Genomic DNA, 26,928 nt, shown 5'->3' with positions numbered 1-26,928 from the left:
ATGGCAAAAAAAATCTTTGGCTTGTTACTTATTCTTGTTATCGGAATTCCCATCACCATGTGGGTAAGCTGGTTGGTTACACCTAAAAAAAAGTTAGTAATAGCTTTGGTAGACAAAACCGTTCTAACCTCTGAAGGACAAGAGCATATTTCATTAGGGTGGATATTAAACCAAAACCGATACACCAAAACTACTGATAAACCTTACAAAATAAGTGAAGATTATTTTGGATTTTTCCCCTTAAAAGATGAAGCGTTTCAATTAAAAGGTCTGGAAAGATTTACCCATGACCAATTAAGAAAATTAAGTGCCGATGCCGATATGGCCTATTTTACAGACACTTATGGGATATATAATAATGAATGGTATAAGAAGGGTGATATTGGCGCTCAATCGGGCATGCTATATGGAGGTTTAAGCAATGAAGACCTAATCTTATTAAAGGCCATGAAAGAACGAAACAAACTCATTATTACCGAGTTTAATACCATAGGTTCCCCTACCCGTTCACAAAATCGCAAGAAATTTGAAGAGTTGTTCCAACTGAAATGGACAGGGTGGACAGGCCGTTACTTTGATACTCTAGACCCCAATAAAAACTTAGAAATCCCTCACTGGCTTATTGCAAATTATAAAAGATCCCATAGCGGTGCTTGGCCTTTTACCCGCGCTGGTCTCGTTTTCGTAAATGATAGCGACCAAGTAGTTATTTTGGAGGAAGGTCTACATATAGACAATGCCTTGCCCTATATACACGCTACTCCCGAGGGACAAAGCAATTGGAATTTGCCCGAGAAAACGAAATATCCCTTTTGGTTCGATGTTATGGTGCCCAATTTAGAGGTGAATACTGTTGATGCTTCTTTTAAATTAAGTCTTTTACCAGAAGGGAAAAAAGAATTGGCAAAATATAATATTCCAGAAACCTTTCCAGCAGTTACGCGCCATCTAGGGGAAGACTATCGCTTTTTTTACTTTTCGGGCGACTTTAGCGATAATCCCATTAGGCTAAACAGCTCCTATTTTAAAGGAATCGGATTTTTTAAAGGTTTCTTTTATGATGACCGTGATCCCTTAGAGCGCGGTAGTTTCTTTTGGAAATTTTACAAACCCATGGTCACCCAGATTTTGAAAACCGAAATGCAATTGATAAATCAGGATTAATAATTAGGAGTATACGCTCTATAAATCGAATCTGGGACTAACTTAGCGCCTTCCATTATTTCGCCATTACGCCTTTTAAAGGCCTCAAAAGCCGCTTGTAATTCCTTCTTTTTTTCAGAATTTTCTATTAAAACCTCCCCCATATTCTCATCCAACTGATACAAGCTGTTTCCGTTAAGATGATAGTTCCCCATTACAAAATCGACCAAATCGGTTTTAGTCTGCATCAATGGGGTTTGATGGATATTCCTAAATTTACGGACCGTATCCAAACCAGTACCCACAAAACTCACCTGACTAGGAACTTGTAGTTGGTGGTTATTCTCCAAATAATTCAGTAAGCTCGGCGCAATATCAAAATGACTAGAAACCGATGCAATATCAGCAGTCCGTGTCAACATAGGTGAATAGATCAGCAAAGGTACGTGATAGCGATCTATCTTAGTACTCATTGGGATCTCCGGAATACGGTGGTCACCAGTGATCAGGAAAATAGTGTTTTCATAATCACCCCGTTTCTTATATGCTTCCATAAATGTTTTAATAGCGTCGTCTGCATAGAGTATGGTAGCATACTGATTGGCATAGCCAGCATAGTCCTTCCTTTTCTCACTATCAAAACCTAACGCTTCTAAATGCTGTTCAAATTTCTTCTTATAATAGGTATTGTCATGCAATAAAAACGGGCTATGTGTAGTAATGGTAAGTAAAATATTGAGTTTAGGTTTTGCTAGAGTATCTTCTGCTTGGTTATTTAAATAATAGCGATATAATTCATCATCACCGTAACCCCATGTGAAATTATTATTAGCAGGTAGTTTCTTATAGGTGCTGGGAAATGACCCCTCATCAAAGATATGATCTATCCCGTTTTTTTTAAGATAGCCTTTCATGCCATCAAAACTAGCATCCCCACCATAATAGAAGGTAGTTTCATACCCATTGTTCTTTAAAACACTTAAAAGTGAGTTTTCATTGGGCATCTTATCTTCAAGTGCTAGAAATCCGTTCTCGGCAAAGGGAAGTGAACCTACTATTGAAGGCAATACCGCAAAGGTTCTCCCTCCGTTACTCAAGAAGTTTTTCCAATATAGACTTTTTTGAGACAAAGAATCTAAATAGGGGGTGAAGTTTCCTAAATAGGCGCCTTCATTAGTAAAGGCCCTACCCAAACCTTCCACTACAATAAAAACAACATTAGGAGCCTTCTGCTTCGGTTTAAAAAACGGAGAAAGCACGTCGTCCTTAGAATTAGTACGTAAAAAAGGATATGCATCATCTATATAATCTATAGATTTTAAACCGACCAATTGCATAGCTCCAGGACCTCCCAAATAGTCATCGGCATAAATATCTACCTCATATCCATTGTTGAAAAAGTAAGTCGCTGCTTCACTATAAAAATGTTCAGATTTATTAATTACCAAGTTGTTTGCAAAGTCTGTGCTTAATTTGGGCTTAGCCACTCCTTTAGCGATCCCAGTAGTATAAATAAGTAATGAAACAACAGGTAAAGCAATAGCTGCGACTTTAGGAGCTTTCCATTTTCTTGGAATAAAATAAAGCGCCAATAAAAGTGGGATTAAGACTAAGAGTAAACCCATTACGGAAAAGAACGACACGCCTCCAGATGCCCCTACAGTCTGTTTAATATCTTGAATAGAATACCCGAATAGGTCGGCGCCTAGTAAAACTAGAGACGTATTATAGTAACTTATTAAACTTAGATGGATCGCAAATAAGAGTACCAATAGTACTCCAAATAGTATCTTGGCAAATCTTTGATTTAGAAAATAAATAAAGACAAAAGCAATACAAGGAATAAAAATCCATTGCACCCAAAATACGGTATCGATAAACATACTGGACTTCAGTAAGCTAAAGTAACCCATTGGTAAAAAGTGACTCCCCTTATATACAAAGAGTTCCAAGGCACTTATACCCCATAGGTAAAACAAGGCAATAAGCGCATAGATACTAAAGAATTGTACAGCTTTAAGCAGGGTTGATTTTAAAATATTTGGGGTCATAGGGAACTTCATATAATAAACTTTATCTACTTGGGTCTCTTATTTTGACTTCGAAATTAACAAATTATAGCATGGTTAATAATCAATAGCACCCTAAACTTATCTTTTGACAAATATAAGTTTGTATTCTTAGAATATCTTCACGCCCATCACTTTAGTTTCATAAGAGGAGCACTACAATCTTCCTAATTTCTATTAATAAAAACAGTAAACTCTTGAATTCTGATTTTTGATTCTACAACGGGAACAATATCCCTAATGGTGGTACATTTCTAATCTGATTACCGAAGGGTGATATAAAGTTAGTTCTCCGTTAGTCCCTGAATTTTAACCATGACTTGTTGAACCAGTAGATCACATTTGGAATTTCCAAATTCAAAGGCATTTTTAGAATTGGTGAATTTTAGGATAGATTCTTTCATCATATTCCTGGCTCTGTGCAACCTCACCTTAACATTGCTGGTACTTAACCCAAGGCTCAACGAGATTTCAGAAATATCCAGGTCTTGGACCTCCTTTAACATAAAAACGACCTTATACTTTTCGGGTAATTGGTCTATCGCTTTTTCCACTATTAGAACTGATTCTGAGTGCATTGTTTTTCTCTCTGGATTCATTATGGACGTATCGGCAATTTGTATCACTCCTTTTTCATTGTTTATATCCACTGTTCTATTCCGATTGGATTTTCGTTTCCGTTGCAATGCCTCATTAATTCCGATACGTATCAACCAAGTTGAGAATAGGGCATCGTTTTTAAATTGATATAACTTTTGGAACGCCTTGATATAGGTGTCCTGCATCACATCATCTATATCTGATGGCCTATCAATATAACTTCTTATCGTTCTAAACAATAATTGGTTATACCGTCTTAACAAAATTTCGAATAATTCTGTTTCACCTTCCAATACTTTTTCTACCACTACAAAATCGGGCAATGTTGCGTAGGGCGAGGTGTTTAATTTTTTTACGGGTCTACAGTCGTTCATTTCCAATATTTTACCATTTGATGCACTACTAGCAAAAAGGTTACAAAATTTTGTAACCAAAGGAACTTTATTTCATCCAAAGCTATGGAGAGTCTATCAGCAGACAATCAATAGCATCATAAAAAACACAAAATCAACTCATTACAAATTACTAAAAAGAAACATCAAATCATATTTTAATCCCTTAAACATATTGTATTTTGAACTATACCGTAAAAATTTTAGACAAAACCTGGTTAACACACAATGTGATGCAATTAGAGTTTGAAAAACCCAAAGGGTTTTCACACACTATAGGCCAGGCTGTAGAACTTACCCTTAACCAACCTGAATTTAAAACTAAGTTTGCACCCTTTACTCTGGTTTCTGAACCGGGAGAAGCACATCTTAAACTTATTATAAAGGTGTATTTAGACCACCATGGTCTTACCCAAGCATTATCCAAAGCCAAGATCTCTGACACCCTAATCATTACCGAAGCTTGGGATTCTTATGATTATAAGGGGAAAGGGACTTTTATTGCCGCCGGTTCGGGAATTACACCATTTATACCCATGTTCAGGAACTTACAACAAAACGACCAATTGGAAAATCATACCCTGATTTATGCCAACCGGACACAAAATGATATTATAATTAAGGAAGAGCTTACCCAACAGTTTAAGAAACAGTTTTATAATATTCTGAGTGATGAGCAGGTGGCACCCTACGATTATGGCAAAATAGACCAAACTTATTTGGCCACTAAAATACCGGCATTCGATGTTCATTTTTATGTCTGTGGCCCTGATGGTTTTATGCAGAGTGTAAAGAAAGCCCTTATCCGTAATGGCGCAAGGGAAGAAAATATTCAGACCGGATATTAAGAATACATATTTTAAATATTCTAAAAATAATTTTCCCTCTTTTTCTTATAACTAGATGAAAGTACGAGTTATACACTTGTAAACAGTCTGGCGGCCTAGAGCTGCCTAGCGGTTTCCCAAGATTTTAGGACAGCGGCAATCAGTACAACCACAACAATAGAATTTTAATCCCATTAAATATGAAAATAAATGGAACAACTAAGGACACCCAGGAGTCACCTTTACTAACTCCCCATGTAACTACCACTAGCAAAGCACAAAAAATAGCAAGTATTGCCCACCATTTTAAAAAGATAATGGAGACCATGGGTTTAGATCTTAGTGACCCTAGCTTAAGCGAGACACCACAAAGGGTAGCCAAAATGTATATAAATGAAGTCTTTAGGGGGCTAGATGCCTCCAACTTCCCCAAAGTGTCCTTCTTTGAAAACACTTATGGGTATGACAATATGATATTAGTGAAGGATATCACCTTTTTCTCCTACTGTGAACATCATTTTGTACCGTTTTTTGGAAAGGTAAGCGTTGCCTATTACCCAAATAAAAGTGTTATTGGCCTATCTAAGATTAATAGAATAGTACAATTTATAGCAAGCAAACCCCAAGTACAAGAAAAATTTACAGTAGCTGTGGGTAAGGTGTTGATGGAATTGCTTGCGACTCAAGATATTGCCGTAGTAGCGGAAGCCAAACATTTATGTGTCGCATCACGTGGCGTAAACGACCCAAATAGCCTTACTAAAACAAGCTTTTTGTCGGGGAAATTCAGAAAAAAGAAAGTCCAAAATCAATTCCTAACCGCCTTAACTCCTTGATTTTAAATATTTGTAACCTTTTCCTTTTTTGCGCATCCAATGGGAAACAAATACACACAATAAGATGAAAAATTATGCAAATCACATCAAAGTATTTGGGTTTTTATCATTGTTATTATTGGTAATCCCATTACAGGCTCAAGAGTCGCCCAAACTTACCGATCCCGAAATAGCATCGGTTGCGGTAGTAGCAAATCAGATTGATATTGACTTTGCCAAGATCGCATTGCAAAAATCTAAAAATAAAGAGGTGCAGGATTTTGCCAATCGTATGATAGAAGACCATACTGCGGTTATAGAGCAAGCGGTAGCACTAGTGACAAAATTAAAGGTAACCCCTATAGACAACGCCGTTAGTCAATCATTATTGAAACAAGCGGAAGATACCAAAGTCAACTTGGAAAAAGCTAAGAAAAACGATTTTGACAAGTACTATGTAGACAATGAGGTAGCTTATCACAAACAAGTAATTGGTGCGGTGAACGACCTTTTGATTCCCGAAACTAAAAATCAAGAGCTTAAGGAACTGTTGGAGACTGTAGTTCCTGCATTGGAAACGCACTTGGGACATGCTCAGATGTTACAAAATAAATTGACCTCAAAAAAATGAAACCTTTTTTAAAACATTATCACTTTCAGACCGTAATACTGGTATCCATTATACTACTATGGGGATTTGGACTTAAGGAGAATACTACCCAAGAACCCCAAGTACATACGGTAGAGATTATAAAAATGAAGTTTGTTCCGCAAAACCTAATCGTAAAAAAAGGGGATAAGGTAATCTGGATCAATAAGGATTTTATTCTGCACGACGTTACCGATGAAAAAAATGATAAATGGACCTCTAAACCCTTTGGCAAAAATGAAAGTTGGAGCAAGGTAATCACACAAGACGAGGCGTATTTCTGCAGTCTGCACAAAGTGATGAAAGGGACCATAAAAATTGAATCTTAGGTTGATTCTTAGTAGGTGTTTACAGGGTTGAAAAGAACTAGCCTAAAGCATTTTAGGCTAGTTCTTAACGTATAGGCAAGCCCATGGTATAGACACCCCTAAATACCACTTCCCCCCTTAGAAAAATAATTTCCTCCTCATCCAATGCCCGATTGACATTGAGAATAGAGTTAGGTCAATAATCTCATGAATAAAAACAAATAATGAATTATGAAAGCAGCTAATCCATTGAAATTGTTCGGTACACTGTTGATCGTCAGTATGATTTTTATTTTCAGTTGTACCAAGACTAGGACCATTACCGAAACCATAACAGAAATAGTAAATGATACTATAATTGAAACGGTCACAGATACCCTTACCTTACATTTAGATCCTGCCCTAGTTGCTGAGGGCAAAGAAATCTTTAGATATGACACCTTTGGTGATGAAGCCTTTTGGAGCGATATCTTACATATAGATAAGGCCATTTTGGGTGATGCTTTGGATGGATACGGAGATGGAGTGAGTCCAGCTACTGCCTTGGCGGTAGGTTTGAAGGTGGATGCCGAAGCGATACCTTTGGAAGTAGCAGCCGCTATTCAGGCTGGAGAAGTAGACCTCAACGATCCGGCGACTACTATTGCGCTCTTAAAAATGAACGCCGTTGTAGGTGTTACCGGAACCTTTAACGAAGAAGGTAATATGACCGCGGTCGGTATAAATTGCGCCCTTTGTCACTCCTCAGTAGACAACTCTTTTGCTGACGGCATAGGGAGACGTTTGGATGGATACCCCAATAGAGATCTTAATGTAGGTGCCATTATTAACCTGACCGATAACAAGAAATTTTTAGCAGACCTGCTACATGTAGATGAACCTACGGTAGAAGCAGTGCTTACAGGCTGGGGAGCAGGAAAATTCAATGCCGGTTTAATGGTCGATGGTATCGCTCTTAAACCCGATGGTAGTATTGCTGCCAATTTATTGCCGGCAGCATATGGATTACAAGGGGTAAATTTAGCTACCTATACCGGATGGGGAGATATTGTTTATTGGAATGCCTTTGTGGCCAATTTGGAAATGCACGGTCAGGGCTCCTTTACCGATTCGCGTTTAAACGACGCCGCTCAGTTTCCTATTGCTGCAGAAAACAATTTTGGAAATATTACCAATGATCCAGATCTGATTACCCCAAAACTTCCGGGGTTACAAGCGTACCAATTATCGTTACACGCCCCCACTCCCCCCGAAGGAAGCTATGATATGGCAGCTGCAACACGTGGTAAAACCTTATTCAACGGAAGTGCCCTCTGTGCAACCTGCCATATAGCTCCTATGTATACCGATGCTGGGTATAACCTGCACAGTGCAGAGGAAATAGGGATAGACGACTTTGAGGCGAAAAGATCTCCCACAGGGATGTATAGGACAACTCCCTTGAGAGGACTATTTGCTAGAATGAAGGGAGGATTCTATCACGATGGAAGATTTGCTACCCTTAACGATGTTATAAACCATTATGACAACCATTTTGGTCTAGAATTGAATGCCCAAGACAAAATAGATCTGGAAGAATATTTAAAATCGATTTAACAACAGTCGTAATTTGTGTTTATTGGTTGAAGCGGAAGTACCCGGGGGCCTTGGAATGTATCTCAGATCCCGGGTATTTTTTTAGATAGAAATCTACTAACATGGTTCAAAGTCGGGAGACTTTGCGCAACAGACTTCGTGCAGCAGCTTTGTGTAACATGGCTCAAAGTCGGGAGACTTTGCGCAACAGACCTTGCGCAACAGACCTTGCGCAGCGGACTGACTTTTATCATGGTAAACATCTAAACAAGATGTTACCTTCGGCAGGCAAGGGGAACGACAGAATTATTTTAATCTAAAGACTGAATGTTTATAAAGGATTTCATTTTCCAGACAACATAATAGCATAAATAAATAGCAGTAAACATGAAAAAAACAATTGTAATTACCGGTGCTGGCGGGGGAATAGGAATGGCTTGCGGAGAAGTTTTAAAAGATTATAAATTGGTGATGACCGATTATTCCGAATCAATAGTAAAGAAGGTTACTGACCAATTTACGCAACAAGGCTTTGATGTAGTGGGGATTGCATGTGACATTAGCAAGAAATCGGATGTAGAGAAGCTCAAAAAATTCGTTTTAAAACAAGGTGATTTTGGTGGATTGGTGCATACCGCTGGGGTAAGTGGCAGCGGGCAAAATCCAAAAATAGTTTTTGATATAGATTTGGTAGGCACCGATATTATTATTGATGCCTTTTATGAGGTGGCCAAAGAAGGTTCAGCATTGATCCTTTTCTCTTCCATTATGGGTCATATGGTACCTCCAAATATAGAATATGACGAGGCCTTGCGAAATCCGCAACAAGAAGGCTCCTACAAAACCGTGTTATCCTTTGTGGATAACAATGCGGACATTATGTACAACTTTGTCAAAAGAGGGGTGCAATTACTCTGCAAGGACAACGCTTTTCGCTATGGAGAAAATGGGGCTCGTATTATCTCCATATCCCCAGGTGTTATTATGACCCCTATGGCCATTAAGGCTTCGGAAGAACATCCAGAAGAAATGAACAGAATGAAGAAAATAACCCCCTTAAGGCGAAATGGGACCCCTGAAGATATTGCTGATGTAGTTCAATTTTTGCTCAGTAATAAGGCAAAGTTCATTACCGGAAGTGATATTCTTGTGGATGGCGGCATCCTTCCTGGGTTAATGAAATCGACCTAAAGGCCAAAATGATCTCATAAAATATTGGAGAAAATCTAATAGGTTTTCCGTTTAAGAAAATGAAAAGACCTAGTGGTAAATAAAACTATTTTTGTTCGAGGATGATACTTTTATTTACCTCCTGGCTTAAATATCTTCTCAATATTTTATGTACATCAATATTGTCTTGCATGCGCGTTATGAGCTGGGCATATTCCTCAAAATCTACTATTTTATTTTTTTTAGGAATATATCCAAAACCTTTATAGACCCCGTTTTCCACTACCACAATAGCACTTTCATCTTTGTGCCTTCCCACTTCTTTAATTATATACGTGGTGTTGGGCGATATACTTTGTGCTAGGGCTTTTTCTACCCTTCCGTTATAAGTTTCAACCGACTCCTCCTCTTGACATATCCCCTTACAAATTTTAAGATGGTAATGGAAACAGGCACCGGATATGTTCTGTAGTTTACAATACCTAGGACACAGTTGATGATCATTGCATAACTGATCTAAAAAAACACGACATTCATTTTGGTTGTAAAAGCTGAGAATAGGCGTTTTTAAATTACTTAATCGATCATATTTGAGGTTGGTAATCCCATTTTTGTCGATATAAGTACCAATACCGTATCGGTAGCGGGTCCTTTTTTGGGCTCGGTTGTATTTTGGGAAGTGTTTTTTTATTTCGTCCGACTCTAACAACAAGGCCAACAACTCGCTCCCCGTTGCCGTATACGTTATTTGTGTTGTTTCAAAGCACAGCCGTAGTTCTTTATGGTCCTTGCTATAACTATGGCTAAGTACACGTTGTTTTATGTCCTTAGCCTTACCAACATAAATAATTTGCCCCTCAGAATTTTTAAAATAATACACGCCTGTTGCATTGGGTAGATCGGTTACCGCTGATTTTGGCCATAATGGGGGGGCAAGCACCTTTTCGGAACGCGACCTTGACAAGAGTTGGAACACCCCTGCCATATCTAGCTCCCATAATTTTTCCAGTAATTCAAGGGTCGCCTCAGCACTTGCCTTGACGCTTTGCCGTTTGGAAAGCTTAACTCCCATATGGTTACACATTGCCCCTAAGCTATAACTCAGTTGCCCAGGGATCAATTTTCGTGATAGTCGAGCTGTGCAAATTTTATGACGTTTATATTCCCCGCCAAGAGATATCAGCTCGTTTCTTATACCTTGATAGTGGAAATTTACAAAGTGAGAAATAATAATACAATTCTTCGTTAACTCCACTACCTGCTTGGCAATTTCATAAAACTTTGGGGCAGAATACACCATCTCTTCCGTAACATCCAAATTACCGGATATACTATAGCCTAAGGGGATTTCAGGATTTACCAACGAATAAAATCGCTTTACGATCTTTGTCCCGTCGTGGATCAAAATGCAGATTTCTGTCATCTTATTGTTCTCCCCCTGCAGACCTGTAGTAGCTATGTGAATTATGGCGTACACCGAATTATTCTGATTTTTAAAACATGTTTAATTTTGAAAAAGTGAAGCAAGTTACTAGATAAAATATTAAAATTTTAAAAATTTTAATATTTTATCTACCCCAAAAGAGAGGTGTGTTCAAAAGTTTTTACTACCTTCTAAGCTGTTGGTAACAGGATGGAATCGCAGCGCTATATAAGAATTATATTTTCAATGATTCATAGAGAATCCTCTATAAAAGCAAAGCAACCATATATATTGGTACTCCACCTATAAACAATGAAAATCCAAGAATTTAACATCCGTTAAAATTGATAGTTCACCACACTAATTTACCATTTCACAACAAAACAAAGTAAGCGGGTAATAATACTAAAAATACTAGCAATATACTCACCAACACTACCGTTATAAATACTCTTCCTACGGTTGGGAAAAACAGTACTTTTGTAGCGCAATTATACTATAAATGGGACCATAAACATGATAACAAAATCTATACAACAAGCCCTATCCATAATAGTTATTTTTTTTTATGCATGGTTTGGCAATGCGCAGATTACCTCTAGCATTCAAAATTCTAGTTTTAATACCTGCGGCAACACCCTGCCCAAATCCGAATTAAATCTTGGAAGCCTTGTGCTTACAGAAGCCTTAGCAACAGATATAGGCATCGGTACCTATAAATTTTATATTGGCGCGCCTTCCAACTTTAACATTACAGCCAACTCCGCTGCAACAACGGGAAGCGATCTTACATCGGTCTCCGTAATCCAAGACCCGGCTAATGCCTCTAGATTAGAAATAACTCTTACCACTAATGCCCAAACCTCTTTGGACGTAATTACCATAGAAAATGTTAGAATTATATTAATTCCCACGGCAACCGCTACAGATGGAAATTTAAAATATATATTGTATGGTAATACCAATACTATAAATGGTCTAACGGATGGCGCTGCCATTGCAACGGTTTCCTTTGCTCCACTATCTGGGGGAACCGGAGTAAATCAGCAAGTATGTTCCCTATCCGAGTTACAAGCTATCGGTATTACGGGGTCTAATATCACCCAAAACAGAAATTTTACTTGGGAAAAAGAAATAAACGGGACATGGACCGCTATTTCAAATTCCGATTTCGAGGCATTGCCTATTAACCGGTCCAATATTTCCAATGGAATAAGTAAGTACAGAAGGTTAACCTCCATTGATCTAAATGGGCAGAGTTGTACTCAAGTTAGTACCCCCGCAACTATCACCGTAAACGAAATTAACCCTGGACGCATTACAGAGGGTAGCTCCCAAAATGTCTGCTCAGGGGAAATACCCCAACAAATAAGCACTGCTGGGGATGTAGCGGTTACTCCGGGTGGCGAAGATACCTATCAATGGTATAAATATGAATCGGGATCTTGGCAGCCAATTTCAGGTGCCACAGAAAATTTTTATCAACCCCAAGCCTTAGAGAAATCTACCGCGTTCAAAAGAAGAATTACCAACATATTAAACGGCCTTAGTTGTTTTAAGGAAACGCCTGCAGCTACCATTAATGTGAATTCCACTGTATTAGGAGGTACCGCAACCGATCAAAATATATGCACCCTAAACGAGTTGCAATTGTTAACTATAAATAATGGGGAGAACAATGGTAGTTATCAATGGCAAAAACGCAATGAGAACAATTGGGAAGACATTAACGGTGCGACCCAAAGTAACTATAATGCCACTGGAAATCTAATTCCTGGCGTACAGGAATTTAGACGGATTACCACAATTTCTGGGGCAAGCTGCCAAGGCACAAGTACCGTAGCTACTATCACCAATACCAATTTTATTGTAGGAAGTATAGCAGGTTCCGAAACCATTTGTTACAATCAAGTTCCTAATAATTTGACGTCCAACACCTATGCAACAGGATCGGGAAGTATCTCCTACCAATGGGAACGATTTGACGGTAGTGCATGGACGGTTATTTCAGGAGCCAACAATGCAGAATATCAACCTACCGCCCTAACTCAAACCACAAGATACAGAAGACAAGACAACATACAATTAAACGGACATAGCTGTTACGATTATACTAATGAAATTGAAATTGTCGTTCTCCAAGAAATCCAAGGAGGAAATACCAGTACAGACCAAACCATTTGTCAAGGCGAAGTTCCTGGGTCAATTACCGTTAGCAATGGTACCCCGGATGGACCTAACATTACCTATCAATGGCAATCTAGAACCACAGGAAGTTTTACCAATATAAACGGGGAGACCAACGCTATCCTTAACTTTACCAGCGCTCCAACTACTAACACAAAATATAGAAGGCAGACCATAATAAGTAATAATGCAAACGTTTGTTACCAAAACTCAACGGAAAGCACGGTTCTTTTAAACAGTATAAGTATTGGAACCATCGGTAACAATCAAGATGTCTGTGAGGGACAGCAACCAGGTACCATTATTGCCTTGAGCAATTCAACAACCCCCGGAACTCTAACCTATGCATGGGAAGCTTCTACGGATAACGGTATTAGCTGGACTTCCCTTCCCGCTGCTACTGGCACTACCTATACGCCCGGAATCCTCACAGCTTCCACTAGATTTAGGCGACTGGATTCCAGTATATTAAACGGAAAGCAGTGTACAGCATATACCAATAAGGTCACTATTAACGTAGCTGGGACAATCTCTGGCGGAGAAGGGTCTGCTAACCAAGTAGTGTGTGAAGGTGAGAATCCTAGCAGTATAACTGTTGCTAATGGCACTCCTGTGGGAACTGGAATAAACTTCCAATGGTATTCCTCTACCGATGATAGTAATTATTCAATAATTAATGGTGAAACCGGGGAAAACCTAAATTTTTCCAATGGTATATCCACTTCTACCTATTTTAAAAGACATATAACCAATACCAACGGCGGGTTTGCATGCGAGGCATCTAGTACCCCCACATTAGTAAGCTTACTTACTTTAACAGCTGGGACGATAGCACAAACACAGACAGTATGTGGAAGTGGAAACATTCCCCCACTTACCAGTACCACAGATGCAACTTCAAATGGAACCATAAGTTATGCTTGGCAAAGCTCCGCTGACAAGGTGATTTGGAATGATATCGTCAATGAAAATCAATCAACCTATACCCCTAACAATTCTGGGGAATTGCAAACCTATTACAGAAGAATAGCAACCAGTATCTTGGAGACAGCCTCTTGTGAGGCTATAACCACCCCTATTCTAGTTTATTTAAACAAGTTTGAAAATCCGGGTGATCATAGAATAACGTTTTCTACTGGGGCAACTGGAGCCACAACCGTTTGTAACGGTGGTGACCCACAACCTTTTGGCGCCAATTTTAAACTCATTGCTTCCGGGGAATTAAGCTATCAATGGCAAATCTCTAATGATAACATAAATTTTACCGATATATCCGGAGCCACCAGTAGGTCTTACGATCCGCCGGCCGTAACCCAGGATAATTACTACAAAAGAATTACTACCTCTACCTTAAATGGAATAGCATGCAGTGTTACCAGTAACCCACTGCACATCAAAAACGGTGGAAATGCCACAGGGGGAACAATTGGAACTACTAACAATAATGGTACCAATGGCACCAATGAAGAAGTGATATGCAAAGGGGACATTCCTAGTGAAATTGAGGAATTGGCAGCATCCACTGGGGATGATACCTTAACCTATCAATGGTTTGCCAATGGCAGCTTGATACTAGGAGCAACTAATGTAAACTACATTCCCACTAATGCGGTAAACAGTACTACCACCTACATAAGATCTACTACCAATACAGCTTCTAATGGATTAGAGTGTAATGTAAATAGTAATCCTGTAACCGTATTGGTTCCCCAAGCAAACCGATTAGGGCCAGATATCACTATTTGTTCCAATGACATGGTTCCAACTCTGGGCAATCCAAGCGCCATAGAAGGGCTTCCGTATTTAAATTTCAAGTGGTTCGAATCCGATAATGGCACCGATTTTTTAGAAATAAATGGAGTAACTGCTGCAACCTATACCCCTACTACAGCCTTAACTACCGATAAATATTACCGTCGTGAGTACCAGGCAACGGTAGACGGGAATGTATGTAATCCACCGAATTATTCTAAAAGTAATATCCTTAGAGTCTACGTAAATAATGTGGATGGAGGTACTATTTCAGGAGATCAAAAAATATGCTTCGGAGATAATCCAGGTATTCTAGGGAATACCACTATCGGAATTGCAGACGGAGTTTTAAGATACCAGTGGTTTTCATCAGAAAACAATAGCGATTGGGCCATTATTAATGGTGCAGTAAATAGCACCTATGATCCCCAAGCAGGTCGCTTCCCCACCACCTATTTTAAAAGAAAGGCTATCTCAACTTTAAATGGAGTAGTTTGTTCGAACGATAGTAATACTATTGTAGTACAAGTAGCAGACGAAATTTTACCAGGAGTGCTCACCAGCGATCAAACCATTTGTGAAGGAGCTACTCCAAGCACATTAACCATTTCCGGTGCAAGCACCTTTGTAGACCAAAGCTATAAGTGGTTAGTTTCCATAGATGGTAATACCTGGACCGATACTGGTGAAACTACCGCAACCTATACCCCACCAATACCTACGGAAACCAAATTCTATAAGAGAACAATTACTAGGACTTCCTTAGTAGAACAAACCTGTACCGTAGAATCTAATCCCGTAAAAATCACCTATAATGTAGCTTATGCCGGGATAATAACTGATAACCAATCGGTTTGTGAAGGTGACCAGCCCTTAGCCATCGTAGAACTTGTATCGGCTTCAGGAGCGGGCAATTTGTCCTATCAGTGGTGGTCCTCAGAAGACAACCAGACCTATAATCCGGTTGCAAATGCCAATCAACAGAATTACACTCCCCCGACTACGTTAACAAAATCGACCTACTATAAAAGGCGAGTAACCAGTACTATAAACGGAGTCTCCTGTAGCGACGAAACATCGCCTAGGCTAGTAACGGTAATCCCCTACCCTATTATTAACAATGAGCTTATTTTGGCCAATGACATAACTAATGTAAGTTGCTTTGGTGGAAATGATGGTAGCATTGTAATTCCAAATAACAGGATTACAGGAGGAAATACTGCCCAAAAACAAATCAATACCATTTCACTTTTTGGAACTCCGATTTTAGCCAATACGTACAGTTTGATAATAAACAGCATTGTTTATGAGCATCAGGTGACCTTAAATAGTAGTAACCAGCCTCAGAACAATAATGAAGTTGCCGCTGCTCTTGCACAAAAAGTTAACAGTGCCAGGGGTGCCAACCTTAGCGCGGTAATTGCAACCACCAATTTCAATGAAATTATCCTGACCGCAAAAGTAGAAGGCATCAGTTTCACAATCTATGCTAGTACAGGCAGCGACTCCAATGTAAGCGCATCCAATGTTCTGACCCAAGCGAACGGGGTTGCAAATACCTATGTGTGGACTAAAATTGGGAATACCAGTTTTTCCGCCACTACCCTTAGTATTAACAACCTAACTGCAGGAGTGTATCAATTAACAGTTTACAACGAAAACTGTCCAACTACTTCCTTGCCCTTCCTAGTGTCGGAACCAGAGGAACTGACCTTAACTATTGGAGATACTTGTAATACGGTAATTACGGCGAATAGCACCGGCGGTAATGCTCCCTTTACCTTTACACTGAATAGACCTAACGGCACTACTTTGGTACAGACGTCCAACAACCCGAAGGTCACCTATACCAACCTAACTGGAGGTGCAAATTATACTATAACTGTTCAAGATGCTTCTTGTTCTATTCCGGTATCTGAATCTATTACTTTGCCCATTGGCTTGCAATTTAATCAGGCTTCCGTGGTGGTAAAAAATACAACATGTTTTGGTCAAAATGATGGTGCTATAAGTTTTAACAATGGCACTACCACGGTAACTGGTGGATTCCCTCCCTATAATTTTAGCTGGAAAGGGCCCAATAATAATATCTATGCCACAGAAAATATAAGCAATTTGGCGCCGGGAGTCTATGTGCTTTCTGTTACTGACCAAATTGGATGCTCTACCACCTATACGGCCAACATTGCTTCCAAAGCAGCAATGGAATTCAGTAATATGCAGGTGGTAAACGAACAATTACAGTGTGCTGGGGATACCAACGCTGAAATAAATATTCAGTTAAAATCTGACCCAAGCAGTCAATTGCAAATAAGCTGGTACAAAAATGGAACCAGCTATGCCACCAATACGACCAGCCTTACCAATCTAGGCGGTGGAACCTATGAGATTGTGGTAACCGATACCAATAGTGATCCAAATGCACCATGTACTATCCGTCAAGCTTTTGTTATAAATGCCCCTGAGGTTTTCAGTGCTACCAAAGTAGATACTCAAAGCGCAAGTTGTTTCGACCCTAATTCGGGAAGGTCTTTTACCGTAGCCGTTCAGGGTGGTACTGCTCCCTATCAATATAAATTAGATAACAGAACAGCAGTATTATTTACCACAATGGAAACTACCATCAACGGACTAAATAGCGATAGCCATGTTATTACTGTAACGGATGCTAATCAATGTACGGTACAAACCTTTAATATTAATGCTTATCAAGCCTTAGCATATGCCGGTACCAAAAACTATACCTTGGCCCCATGTGAAGTGGAGTATGACTTTGTGCTAGACACCAATATGGTTATGGGTGGAACTCCATTTTTGGATGCCAATAACAACTCGTATTACTTATACGATTGGAGCGGCCCCAACAACTTTTTAGCGCAGGACATTACCAGCTTTACGGCGGTACCGGGAACCTATACATTAACCATTTCCGATAGTAAGGATTGTACTTCACAACAAATTCAATTTACCTTTGGAACCACCTATACCCCTATAGTGGTAGACAAGAACATAACCCCTGTCAGCTGTGGTTCTACTACTGATGGCGCTATTTCTATCGCTGTTAGGGGTGGATTAAGACCTTATTCTATAGTTTGGGAAAAAGAGGTAGCTGGAACAACAAACAACCCAAACCCCCAATTTGCTCCTTTGGGACAAAACATAACCCAACTTAATAATCTCGAAGAAGGAAGGTACAGGCTTACAGTAACCAGTACTATAAGTGGATGTACAAATGCTAGTCCCTCCTATTACTACCGAGAAATCATCCATTTAAAGAAGACGGAATCCCTACAACTATTGGCCGGACCCTATTTAGATGAGTCCTTATGTCTTGGTAGCTCGGGAAGTATTTCGGTATCGATCTTTAACACCCAAGGAGGCGATTTAAGCTTCTATTATGATAATGCATTGATGCCATCTGTAAAAACTAGTACAGACACCTATTCCATACAAATTGCAAATCCGATTGAGAATTCTTCTCTAAACGTGGTAAACGATCAGGGATGTGGGTTTACTCTTCCAATAAGTTCTGGAGTACCAGAGCCTGCCTTTGGCTACAGTTCCGCCGAATATGAAATAACCGGTCTATTATTGGCCAAAGAAGACATTAGGTTCAGCATTATCAGTGAAGGCTTTTCTAGGGCTAGTTGGGATTTTGGTGACGGTACTCCCGTTGTTGACCTAGACCCCAACATTGAAGGCTTATTAGCTTCTCACAAGTATAACTACCCTGGTCAGTTTACCACTACCCTAACCCTATTCAATGAACAGGGATGTAGTAAGACGGTACAGCAGACCTTACAGATAGGCAAGGGGTATGATGTAATGTTTCCCAATGTATTCTCTGCCAATGCAGATGGAATAAACGATTATTTCCAAGGGGAATTTACAGGAATATCGTCCTTTACCTTTCAAATCTATGATATGTGGGGTGGCCTAGTCTACAGTGTGGCCTATGATTTTGGCAATACGCCGGTAAACTGGGGCTGGAACGGTAATTACAGTTCAGGGAAACCCTATAAAAATAAATCATTCCGATACTTGTTTGTTGGAACGACCAAGGAAAATAATCAAATCACGAAAACTGGCGAAGCCTCCATACTAAGATAGAGATGAAAAAAAATAATCTTTTAACCCTTCTGTTTATTGTTTTTTCGCTGGGGACTTATGCGCAGGAAAAATTTGTACACAATCTCAGTAAGGTACCCGCCTCTTTAAATCCTAGTTTTCATGCTTTTAAAGATAAGACCAGAGTTGGGGTCTTGGCAGAATTTGCCAGTCAGAACCAAGGCTCCCAATCTCAGCATAAATATGCTTTTGCATCCACCGCTTTTGAAGAGTACAACTTTCAATTGGGGGTAGATTTGTTCAATAACAACCTTAACAGCGAAGGATTTAATTATACCTCGGCGGCCATTAGCTATATGTACCGATTGAGACTACCAAACGATTGGCTGTTCTATCCAGGTATTACAGCAGGCTATAGCAACTATAGGTACGATTTTAACAACCTTACCTTTCAGGATCAGCTCAATATATTTACGGGACAGATCAGTGCCAACACCATTGACCCCATTACGGCGTCGGAAAATATTGGTTATTTGGATATGGGCGCTTCAATTTTAATGCATAACGATATTAATATGCTCTTTGGACTTTCGTTAAAGCATTTAAATCAGCCGAAAATATCCTCAAAACAAAGCGAAAACAACGTCAATTTAAATACGCTTGTCTCCGGGCAATTTGGGTACGAGTTAGACATCAATAAATATGGACAATCCAAATTACCTGAATTTTCTTACCTCTACCTTTTTAATGCGGTTTCCGTTCAAGGCCCCAATACTAGGCTTGATTTTTATCAAGATATAACCTTGGGCAATTTCAGTATCGGCATCAATGAACATTTTAATTTTATGGAGAATGTATCCTTTACGGAAGTAGGATTTGCCACTAGTTTAACCTTGGAGACGTTTGAGTTTGGGTTGAACTACAGATTGCCTTTTGGGGCAGAAGCCAAACAATTTATACCCAATTCGTTGGAATTGTTTTTGGTATTCGATATTTCTCGATTCAAAGAACGAAGAAGATCTAATTACAGTAAGTTTTATTAATTTAAAGGATTGAATCGTTTTCGATAGATCAACTATCATCAATTTGAGAATTTTCCATAGTCCAATCAAATTAAACATAACGGAAAACCTATTGTTGAATGGCGTGAACTTTAACTTGTTCTCCAAAACCTTTATTTAGCCATAAATTCTAAATCCCCTGCATTTAATTATTGGTACGTTTATTTTCATAACTTTGATTGTTCCAGAACTTCAGAATAAGGATGAAAAAAACCGTTTATTTTTTAATGATCAGTATTATGTTTGCCACTTCGTGCAAGCAGTCACCAAAACAGAGTAAAAATCTAAAACCTACTACTACTACTACGGTTACTTTAGAAGCTTCTACCCCTACTTCACTTTATGAAGATTTAGAAGGCAATCCCATATCGTTATCCGATTATAAAGGAAAGAATATACTACTCAACTTTTGGGCTACTTGGTGCAGACCTTGTTTAGAGGAAATGCCGTCATTATTAAGGTCCAAGGCCATTTTGGAAAAGGAGAACTATATATTCCTTCTTGTATCCGATCAATCGGTCAAAAAAATAAGTGATTTCAAAGATAAAAACGATTACGATTTTAATTTCATCAGGACTACCGCTGCGCTTTCCCAGTTAAATATCTACGCCCTACCCACCACTTTTATATACAATAAAAAAGGGGAAAAAGTAGATGAAATAACCGGAGCCGTAGAATGGGATTCGGAACCAATCATTACCAAACTAAAAAGTGTCCAATAAATGTGCTGTACTAAATTAACTACTTTCCTAGCCCTAATTATTCTATCTGCTTCTTGCAACTTCGGTGATAAGAAAATAAAGCAACCTACAGCGGAGAAAAAGGAATTGGTACATTACATTACTTCTCCGGCGGGTACGGAAAGTTCTTTACCCTCTTTATTTACGGACAAGGACAAGGCAATTCTATCCTGGGTAGACAAGGTTAATGACTCTATGGCACGATTAAATTATTCCCACCTCATCGATGGCGTTTGGCAGCAGCCAAAAGAAATAATCCAGGGCGCAGATTGGTTTGTAAATTGGGCCGATTTCCCTATGATTACAGAAAGCAACGGGAATTTATTATCGCATATTTTAAAGAAGTCGACCAAGGGTACATATTCCTATGATATTAAAATGAACGTGCTACCAAAAGGAGAATTGCAATGGAGCAGGGACCTACCCTTACACACCGATGGCACCGAGTCCGAACACGGTTTTGTTACCGCAATGCCCTACAGGGAAAGTTCATTTTTTATTACTTGGCTAGATGGTAGGAATACTGGGGGAGCTGGGCACGGAAATGAACATGGAGGAGCTATGAGCCTAAGAGCCGCTGAAGTAGCTCCCGATGGTACGGTAAGCCATGAGGTTATGTTGGACGATCGCAGTTGCGATTGCTGCCAGACGACCGCTGCCATAACTAATAATGGCCCAGTGGTACTCTATAGGGATAGGTCCGATGATGAAATAAGGGATATTTCCATCACACGAATGGTAAATGGAGAATGGACTTCCCCTGAATCTATTTATGATGACGGATGGAAAATTAAGGGATGTCCTGTTAATGGTCCCAAAGCGGATGTAATGGGCAATGTACTTGGCGTAACTTGGTTTACAGCGGCAAATAACGAACCTAAGGTAAAAATAGCTTTTTCTTCCGATGGCGGAGCGCATTTTGATGCACCTATACTGATAAGTGATCAAGGCCCTCTAGGTAGGGTAGATATAGTAATGGTCGATACCGACAATGCCATTGTAAGCTGGATGGAAGCTACTAAAAATGATGCCCGGTTGTTGGCGATGAAGGTAACTAAATCTGGTAAAATATCGGCACCTATAGTAGTTGACAGTTTGGGTGCTTCCAGAAGATCCGGTTTTCCTCAAATGGGTCTGGTAAAAAATAAAGTACATTTTGCTTGGACCGACGTAACGGACGAAGTAACACGAATTAAGACGGCATATATAATGCTGGAAAGTTTCTGAAGCTCAAGAGTGATGCTAACATAATTTGGTGAATTTTTTTTCACATCTTCCAAGGGTACGCCATTACAGCATCAAGCAGATATTGTAAAAACGATCAAAATCTACTAACCCTTGATTATCAGGTGATTAATACATACTCAGAATTAGTCCCCACCAATGGAATGTTAAAAAATGAATCGGAAGCGTTAAAAGTTTTCAGGGTCTCTTTTTGTTAGATAGTTTTGTAGGTCATAGTTTGCTGTTTTACAGTGAATAATGAAAGAAGCAAAAAGAGGGCGTGCAATTTCGGGAGCGCCCTTTTTTTTTACAATATTTCTGCGCTATTTTCTCTAAAAGCTCCATTGGAAACGGACCATTTAATAGGCTTTTATTATTCTAGGATTACCCTTTCCCACCCTGCTTCGGGAAGCTCGTACCGATCTAATTTCATTACTTTTCTTTCGCCTTCATAGTATTTATATACCAGATAAACACAGGCATCTGTGCTCTCTATATAGAACAGACCCAACCTTTTTGGGAATGGTAGACGCATCTGCTCACATTCCTTGGTCAATTGATGTGCCCCTATTTCCATAAGGAGTCGCTTTATGGCATAGCGATCATGATTTCGGTATACAATATTCTTCATTTTTGGATATAATCCTTATTTATGGATATTTTCCAAAATTACTGATTTTATGTCTTGGGTGTTCCCTATAAAAGTTAAATTCTTAAATTCGACAAAAACTATTGTTATGTGTTTTGGCACTAGGGTAACTTCCTCCGTAAAAGAACTGCAAAAATTCTATAATGTCTCCAAGTTGATTGGCAAAACAGCTGTTAACAATAATTTGGTATATCATCATGCCAATGGTTGGGCCCATCCCCTAATGTGGATTATCCCCCAAGAAAGCAGCAAGCATATTACCCCTTCTATGTGGGGTATTATGCCCCCTACCGACATGGGCGCCGATTATCAAAATTATTATAAGGAGGCCGCAAGGTTTGGAGCGGGATTAAATGCACGGTCTGAAAAACTCTTTGATCATTATATCTATAAGAACAGTGCCTTTACCAAACGCTGTATCATTCCAGTTGATGGATTCTTTGAACCCCATACCGCTCCAAAAAATTTTAAGATTCCATTTTACTTCGAACGAAAGAACAAGACCCTAATTAGTTTGGCCGGACTCTACACCACGACAAGGGACGGATTTAACACCTTTACCATTCTTACCAAAGAGGCTACTCCCCTCTTTAAAAAAATACACAATACCAAAAATAGAAGACCTGTAATCTTAAATGATGAGGATGTGGAGGTTTGGTTGAGTTCTGATCTTTCTCAGAATGACATTCTAAGCGTAATGCATGAGGATATGGACGATGCCGTACTCCATGCCTACCCCATCAGTAAGGATCTATACAGTCCCAAGGTAGATTCTAACAGACCCGATATTATAGACGAGGTGCCTTACAGAGAATTGGAGATTGAATATTGATTGTTAGGATAATAGCATCTCTTATGAGAATGCTACTCACTGAGTTTTACTTTGAATAAGCCCCCGAAGAATAGGTCAATTCATAACTATGCGTGTAGATCTCGAAAACAATTCCGAAGGGATCTTCCACATAGCACATTTTAAAAGGCTTATCATTTGGGTAATATTCCCTAATAGGCATTCTTTGTTTTCCTCCGTAGGACACAATTTTATCAATGAGTTCTTCAATATTTGGGTCTTGTATACAAAAATGAAAAAGACCTGTATTGAATGGATTAAATTCAGGGGCTTCTTTAATACCGTGTGGAAAAGAAAATAATTCAATTCCAATTCCGTCTGAAGTTGCTAAATGAGCAATTTCAAATTCGTTCCAATCATTTCCGAAAACGTCAATGCACATCTGACCAATAGCAGTTTCCTTTTCTTTTTTCACTGTGGATGGTTCCATAATTATATACCAACCCATAACTTCTGAATAGAACTTTACAGCTTCCTTTATATTAGGCACTGTAATTCCAATATGTGAAAATGATTTTGGATAATTTTTACTTGTAGACATACGAATTAATTTAGAATGCGAAATTAATTTATATTTGCGGTATAGGCAATAACTTACCAAAAAGTGGCATAGTTACCCAAACGAGTATAAAGATGATTATCAATACTATATAATTATAATTTTGAAAAAAAATAGTACCTGTCCATTAAATTACACGATGAATTTAATAGGAACAAAATGGAAGCCTTTAATTCTATTTCATTTATTGGAAGGCAGTATGCGTTCAGGAATATTGCAAAAGAAAATTCCTGGCATATCAAATAAAATGTTTACCCAAACTGTAAGAGAGTTAGAAAAAGATGGTCTTATTTCTAGAAAAATTTTCCCCGTAGTTCCTCCTAAAGTGGAATACACACTAAGCGACAGGGGAAAATCACTTGAGAAAATATTAAGAAGTTTAGATCAATGGGGTTTAAACGATTGTCAAAATTGATTATATAGTTTCGATTAAAATCCTACAAATAGAAAAGTGTTGGAGGTGATGGCAGCGGAATGCCTAAGAATTCTTCTGCCAATTCTATAGGGGAAAGCCTTACTTGCTGCTGCTATTACTTTTTGTATACGGGTAGTAATGATATCCTATTTACTTATAACGTCAGTGATTAAAAATTCCTCTTCGTTTCTTCCTTCTTCATTGACTTCATCCTCAGGCACCAAATTTATGAGCATCGAGTTAACTATCCTATCCTTGTTTAAGTCCGGTTCAAAAATCCGTGCTTTATGAAAGACACCTAGCGTTTCTTGTCCAGACATTGGCTTGCTATTATTGATCAAAACAATTTTGTAGGTATCGTTTTTAAATGGTTTTACCTTGGTAGTATAAGGTTCAAGTAATGATTCCCCGTCTTCAAATATTGGAGTAAACTTTTTAAGATAATCTTTGGGAGCAGTAGCACTATCATTTGCATACTTCACATAATCTGCTAAGTACAACTCACTTTTTATTTCACTAGGTTCGTATCCTAACATCAAAAATGATTGGTCTCCAGCATTATCTAAATGATAGGGGGTATCAACTTGTTGGTTAAAACGGACAAGCCAATGATAGGATAATTTTTTATTGAATTGTTCAAGTGTGAATTTTGATAGTTCTTTTTTTAGGGCTACCATAATGGTCCTAAGTTGATAGGAATCTATATTTTTCCCAAAATCTAGATGGACAAAACCCGGCTTATTGGTTTTTGTCCTAAATACATTTTCTATACAAAATTGCGCGATATCCTTTATGTTAATCTCTTTTATTTCCATTTTTATTTAAACGATATTCTATTTTTTAAAATCTTCTTTTGCTAGGCTGTTACGAAATTTAATATTGGACCAAGTCACCTTTATCCAGGGCTCATTGGTTACTTCAGCATTCCAAGTAGATATTTTATATTTTCGTTTTGTCGGTAATAAAAGCCCATCTATACTTTCGTATTCGAGTTTCATCAAATAAGGATTTTCAATGACATCAAAATCAGCTACGGTAAAAAGAAATTGATCTACTAATGCTGTCTCCTTGTTTATGTACAGCTGATACGTATCTGAGGTTTTCTTTCCCGCTATATCAAAGGTCACTTTTACAATGTCATATTCAATACCTTCTATCTTTTTATCACCTAAATACTCGTATTTTAAACCTTTATCCAATAGCTTTTGCATCATGGCAAACCAATAGAAGTTAGTGGGTCTATTAAAGACTACCCCTTTTAAAAGGTTTTCATCATTTAAGATTTTTCCATTGTGCTTTAGCCAGAATTCACTACCGTCAAAACCTTGCTCAATTAAACCTTGAAGTTGGGGAAGGGTTCTCTCATGTGTATGATATGCACCATAAGAAAGCTCCCCTTTAAAAAGGTACTTTTCTGTAACTACATCCTTTTTTCCATCTGGGGTTTCGTACGTGTAGGTATATACAACATCTTTTTTGCCCATAAGTTTACTGTAATTCCCTACTTTCTGCGCCATGTCATACACCAACTGATGGCCTTTATTTTGGAATTCCGGGGCGGCCTCATTTTGCGATTGCTTTTTGTCATTACTGCCACAGGACACTAACGATAAACTTAGAATAATAGCGAATAAATTAATTTTCATATAAGTTTTTTAAATAAGTGGGTACTATGGTTTATTTATAAGTTATTAAAATGTCTGCTACTTGTTTTAAATCGGGTACTGAAATTTCTGTTTTTGGTGCTAGCGGAAAAATTTGTTGTCCTAGTCTGCTAACAAATGCAGCACGCCAACCAGCCCAAAGTGCGCCGGCAACATCCCAACCATGAGCTGCAATAAGCATACATTCTTGGGGTTTTACTTTCATTTTACGAGCTCCCCAATCATAGGTTTCCCTAAATGGTTTAAATTTCCCAACATCTTCTACACTTAATCGTTCCTCAAAATATGTTGTCAGGCCAGCACTTTCAAACTGTTTTTCAACTCCTTCGTTGGATGAATTTGTAAAAGCGACTAATTTATAACCAGCCTCTCTTAATGAGGATAAAGCAGGTTTTACATCGGGATGAGCTAGCAAACCTCCTAAAGATTCATCAATGGTTTTTCGTGCCTCTTGCTCAGGAATGGTAATCCCATTATTTGCTGCTACCATTTGTAGCGTAGCTGCTCCAATAGCACCAAAATGTTCGTATTGTCCACTAGCAGAGGCAACTAAAGAATACTGCAGCATGGTTGTAAACCATAAGGATAATAGATCTTCTCTTCCGCCTAATACGTCACCTATTTTTTTTTTCATAGGAGTTAGGTCTAGAAGTGTTTCATTTACGTCAAAGAACAAAACTTTGGGCCTGATTATAGTTTCCATTTGAAAGTGATTTTTTTAATTCACGTTAACTCCTACCTAAACGTCGTTATAGGCTATAAATACTGGTAGTTTATACTCCACTGGT

The 26,928-nt window shown here is 38.7% G+C and carries 21 protein-coding genes; 13 read left to right on the top strand and 8 right to left on the bottom strand.

What is annotated here, in order from left to right; all coding sequences use genetic code 11:
* A complete protein-coding gene (locus KCTC52924_RS13600; protein ID WP_251806611.1) occupies window positions 1-1,164 on the top strand; it encodes a hypothetical protein in 1,164 nt (387 codons plus the stop codon).
* Here KCTC52924_RS13600 and KCTC52924_RS13595 read toward each other — a convergent pair.
* Complete coding sequence (locus tag KCTC52924_RS13595) at window positions 1,161-3,194, bottom strand: sulfatase-like hydrolase/transferase (RefSeq protein ID WP_370671471.1); 2,034 nt, start codon at window positions 3,192-3,194, stop codon at window positions 1,161-1,163. The genes KCTC52924_RS13600 and KCTC52924_RS13595 overlap by 4 nt on opposite strands.
* Before the next feature lie 302 nt (window positions 3,195-3,496).
* The gene (locus KCTC52924_RS13590) at window positions 3,497-4,186 is read right to left on the bottom strand and encodes an RNA polymerase sigma factor (RefSeq protein WP_251806609.1); all 690 of its coding nucleotides are present in this window, start codon (window positions 4,184-4,186) and stop codon (window positions 3,497-3,499) included.
* Window positions 4,187-4,386: 200 nt separating this feature from the next.
* On the opposite strand from KCTC52924_RS13590, the gene KCTC52924_RS13585 reads away from it, so the two are divergent.
* The 6 genes from KCTC52924_RS13585 (at window position 4,387) to KCTC52924_RS13560 (ending at window position 9,569) form a co-directional block, all read left to right on the top strand.
* Window positions 4,387-5,052 (top strand): flavodoxin reductase, encoded by a 666-nt coding sequence (locus tag KCTC52924_RS13585; RefSeq protein ID WP_251806608.1) that lies wholly within the window; start codon window positions 4,387-4,389, stop codon window positions 5,050-5,052.
* Between the two features lie 179 nt (window positions 5,053-5,231).
* A complete protein-coding gene (gene folE / locus KCTC52924_RS13580; RefSeq protein WP_251806607.1) occupies window positions 5,232-5,867 on the top strand; it encodes a GTP cyclohydrolase I FolE in 636 nt (211 codons plus the stop codon).
* A gap of 64 nt (window positions 5,868-5,931) precedes the next feature.
* Window positions 5,932-6,477, top strand: a complete 546-nt coding sequence (locus tag KCTC52924_RS13575; protein ID WP_251806606.1) for a DUF4142 domain-containing protein — start codon at window positions 5,932-5,934, stop codon at window positions 6,475-6,477.
* On the top strand, window positions 6,474-6,824 hold the full coding sequence (locus tag KCTC52924_RS13570; RefSeq protein WP_251806605.1) for a plastocyanin/azurin family copper-binding protein: 351 nt from the start codon (window positions 6,474-6,476) through the stop codon (window positions 6,822-6,824). The genes KCTC52924_RS13575 and KCTC52924_RS13570 overlap by 4 nt, the downstream gene beginning before the upstream one ends.
* Before the next feature lie 210 nt (window positions 6,825-7,034).
* Complete coding sequence (locus KCTC52924_RS13565) at window positions 7,035-8,399, top strand: hypothetical protein (protein ID WP_251806604.1); 1,365 nt, start codon at window positions 7,035-7,037, stop codon at window positions 8,397-8,399.
* 366 nt (window positions 8,400-8,765) lie between these two features.
* Entirely contained in the window at window positions 8,766-9,569 is an 804-nt protein-coding gene (locus tag KCTC52924_RS13560) for an SDR family oxidoreductase (protein ID WP_251806603.1), read from the top strand.
* 85 nt (window positions 9,570-9,654) lie between these two features.
* Here KCTC52924_RS13560 and KCTC52924_RS13555 read toward each other — a convergent pair whose 3' ends face one another.
* The gene (locus KCTC52924_RS13555) at window positions 9,655-11,025 is read right to left on the bottom strand and encodes an exonuclease domain-containing protein (protein ID WP_251806602.1); all 1,371 of its coding nucleotides are present in this window, start codon (window positions 11,023-11,025) and stop codon (window positions 9,655-9,657) included.
* A 462-nt stretch (window positions 11,026-11,487) separates the two neighbouring features.
* On the opposite strand from KCTC52924_RS13555, the gene KCTC52924_RS13550 reads away from it, so the two are divergent.
* The 4 genes from KCTC52924_RS13550 (at window position 11,488) to KCTC52924_RS13535 (ending at window position 22,006) form a co-directional block, all read left to right on the top strand.
* On the top strand, window positions 11,488-19,020 hold the full coding sequence (locus tag KCTC52924_RS13550; protein ID WP_251806601.1) for a PKD domain-containing protein: 7,533 nt from the start codon (window positions 11,488-11,490) through the stop codon (window positions 19,018-19,020).
* 2 nt (window positions 19,021-19,022) lie between these two features.
* Window positions 19,023-20,021, top strand: coding sequence for a PorP/SprF family type IX secretion system membrane protein (locus tag KCTC52924_RS13545; protein ID WP_251806600.1), 999 nt, complete (start codon window positions 19,023-19,025; stop codon window positions 20,019-20,021).
* A 221-nt stretch (window positions 20,022-20,242) separates the two neighbouring features.
* Window positions 20,243-20,761 (top strand): TlpA disulfide reductase family protein, encoded by a 519-nt coding sequence (locus tag KCTC52924_RS13540; protein ID WP_251806599.1) that lies wholly within the window; start codon window positions 20,243-20,245, stop codon window positions 20,759-20,761.
* On the top strand, window positions 20,762-22,006 hold the full coding sequence (locus KCTC52924_RS13535) for a hypothetical protein (RefSeq protein WP_251806598.1): 1,245 nt from the start codon (window positions 20,762-20,764) through the stop codon (window positions 22,004-22,006).
* A gap of 370 nt (window positions 22,007-22,376) precedes the next feature.
* Here KCTC52924_RS13535 and KCTC52924_RS13530 read toward each other — a convergent pair whose 3' ends face one another.
* Window positions 22,377-22,634, bottom strand: coding sequence for a hypothetical protein (locus KCTC52924_RS13530; protein ID WP_251806597.1), 258 nt, complete (start codon window positions 22,632-22,634; stop codon window positions 22,377-22,379).
* 106 nt (window positions 22,635-22,740) lie between these two features.
* Here KCTC52924_RS13530 and KCTC52924_RS13525 point away from each other — a divergent pair, with 106 nt between their 5' ends.
* On the top strand, window positions 22,741-23,484 hold the full coding sequence (locus KCTC52924_RS13525) for an SOS response-associated peptidase (RefSeq protein WP_251806596.1): 744 nt from the start codon (window positions 22,741-22,743) through the stop codon (window positions 23,482-23,484).
* 46 nt (window positions 23,485-23,530) lie between these two features.
* Here the strand turns inward: KCTC52924_RS13525 and KCTC52924_RS13520 are convergent, their stop codons facing one another.
* Window positions 23,531-24,043 (bottom strand): VOC family protein, encoded by a 513-nt coding sequence (locus KCTC52924_RS13520; protein WP_251806595.1) that lies wholly within the window; start codon window positions 24,041-24,043, stop codon window positions 23,531-23,533.
* 157 nt (window positions 24,044-24,200) lie between these two features.
* On the opposite strand from KCTC52924_RS13520, the gene KCTC52924_RS13515 reads away from it, so the two are divergent.
* On the top strand, window positions 24,201-24,476 hold the full coding sequence (locus KCTC52924_RS13515; protein ID WP_251806594.1) for a helix-turn-helix domain-containing protein: 276 nt from the start codon (window positions 24,201-24,203) through the stop codon (window positions 24,474-24,476).
* A 146-nt stretch (window positions 24,477-24,622) separates the two neighbouring features.
* On the opposite strand, the gene KCTC52924_RS13510 is transcribed toward KCTC52924_RS13515, so the two are convergent.
* From KCTC52924_RS13510 to KCTC52924_RS13500, 3 genes are read right to left on the bottom strand one after another with little or no spacing between them, the layout of a single operon-like run.
* Window positions 24,623-25,291, bottom strand: coding sequence for a hypothetical protein (locus KCTC52924_RS13510; protein WP_251806593.1), 669 nt, complete (start codon window positions 25,289-25,291; stop codon window positions 24,623-24,625).
* A gap of 18 nt (window positions 25,292-25,309) precedes the next feature.
* A complete protein-coding gene (locus tag KCTC52924_RS13505) occupies window positions 25,310-26,122 on the bottom strand; it encodes a DUF6503 family protein (protein ID WP_251806592.1) in 813 nt (270 codons plus the stop codon).
* 31 nt (window positions 26,123-26,153) lie between these two features.
* A complete protein-coding gene (locus KCTC52924_RS13500) occupies window positions 26,154-26,843 on the bottom strand; it encodes a haloacid dehalogenase type II (RefSeq protein ID WP_285903362.1) in 690 nt (229 codons plus the stop codon).
* Window positions 26,844-26,928 lie beyond the last annotated feature (85 nt).

The sequence above is a fragment of the Arenibacter antarcticus genome (assembly GCF_041320605.1).
Lineage (GTDB): Bacteria > Bacteroidota > Bacteroidia > Flavobacteriales > Flavobacteriaceae > Arenibacter > Arenibacter antarcticus.
Note: the sequence above shows the minus strand (reverse complement) of the source record. Positions and strands in the feature narration are given on the sequence as shown.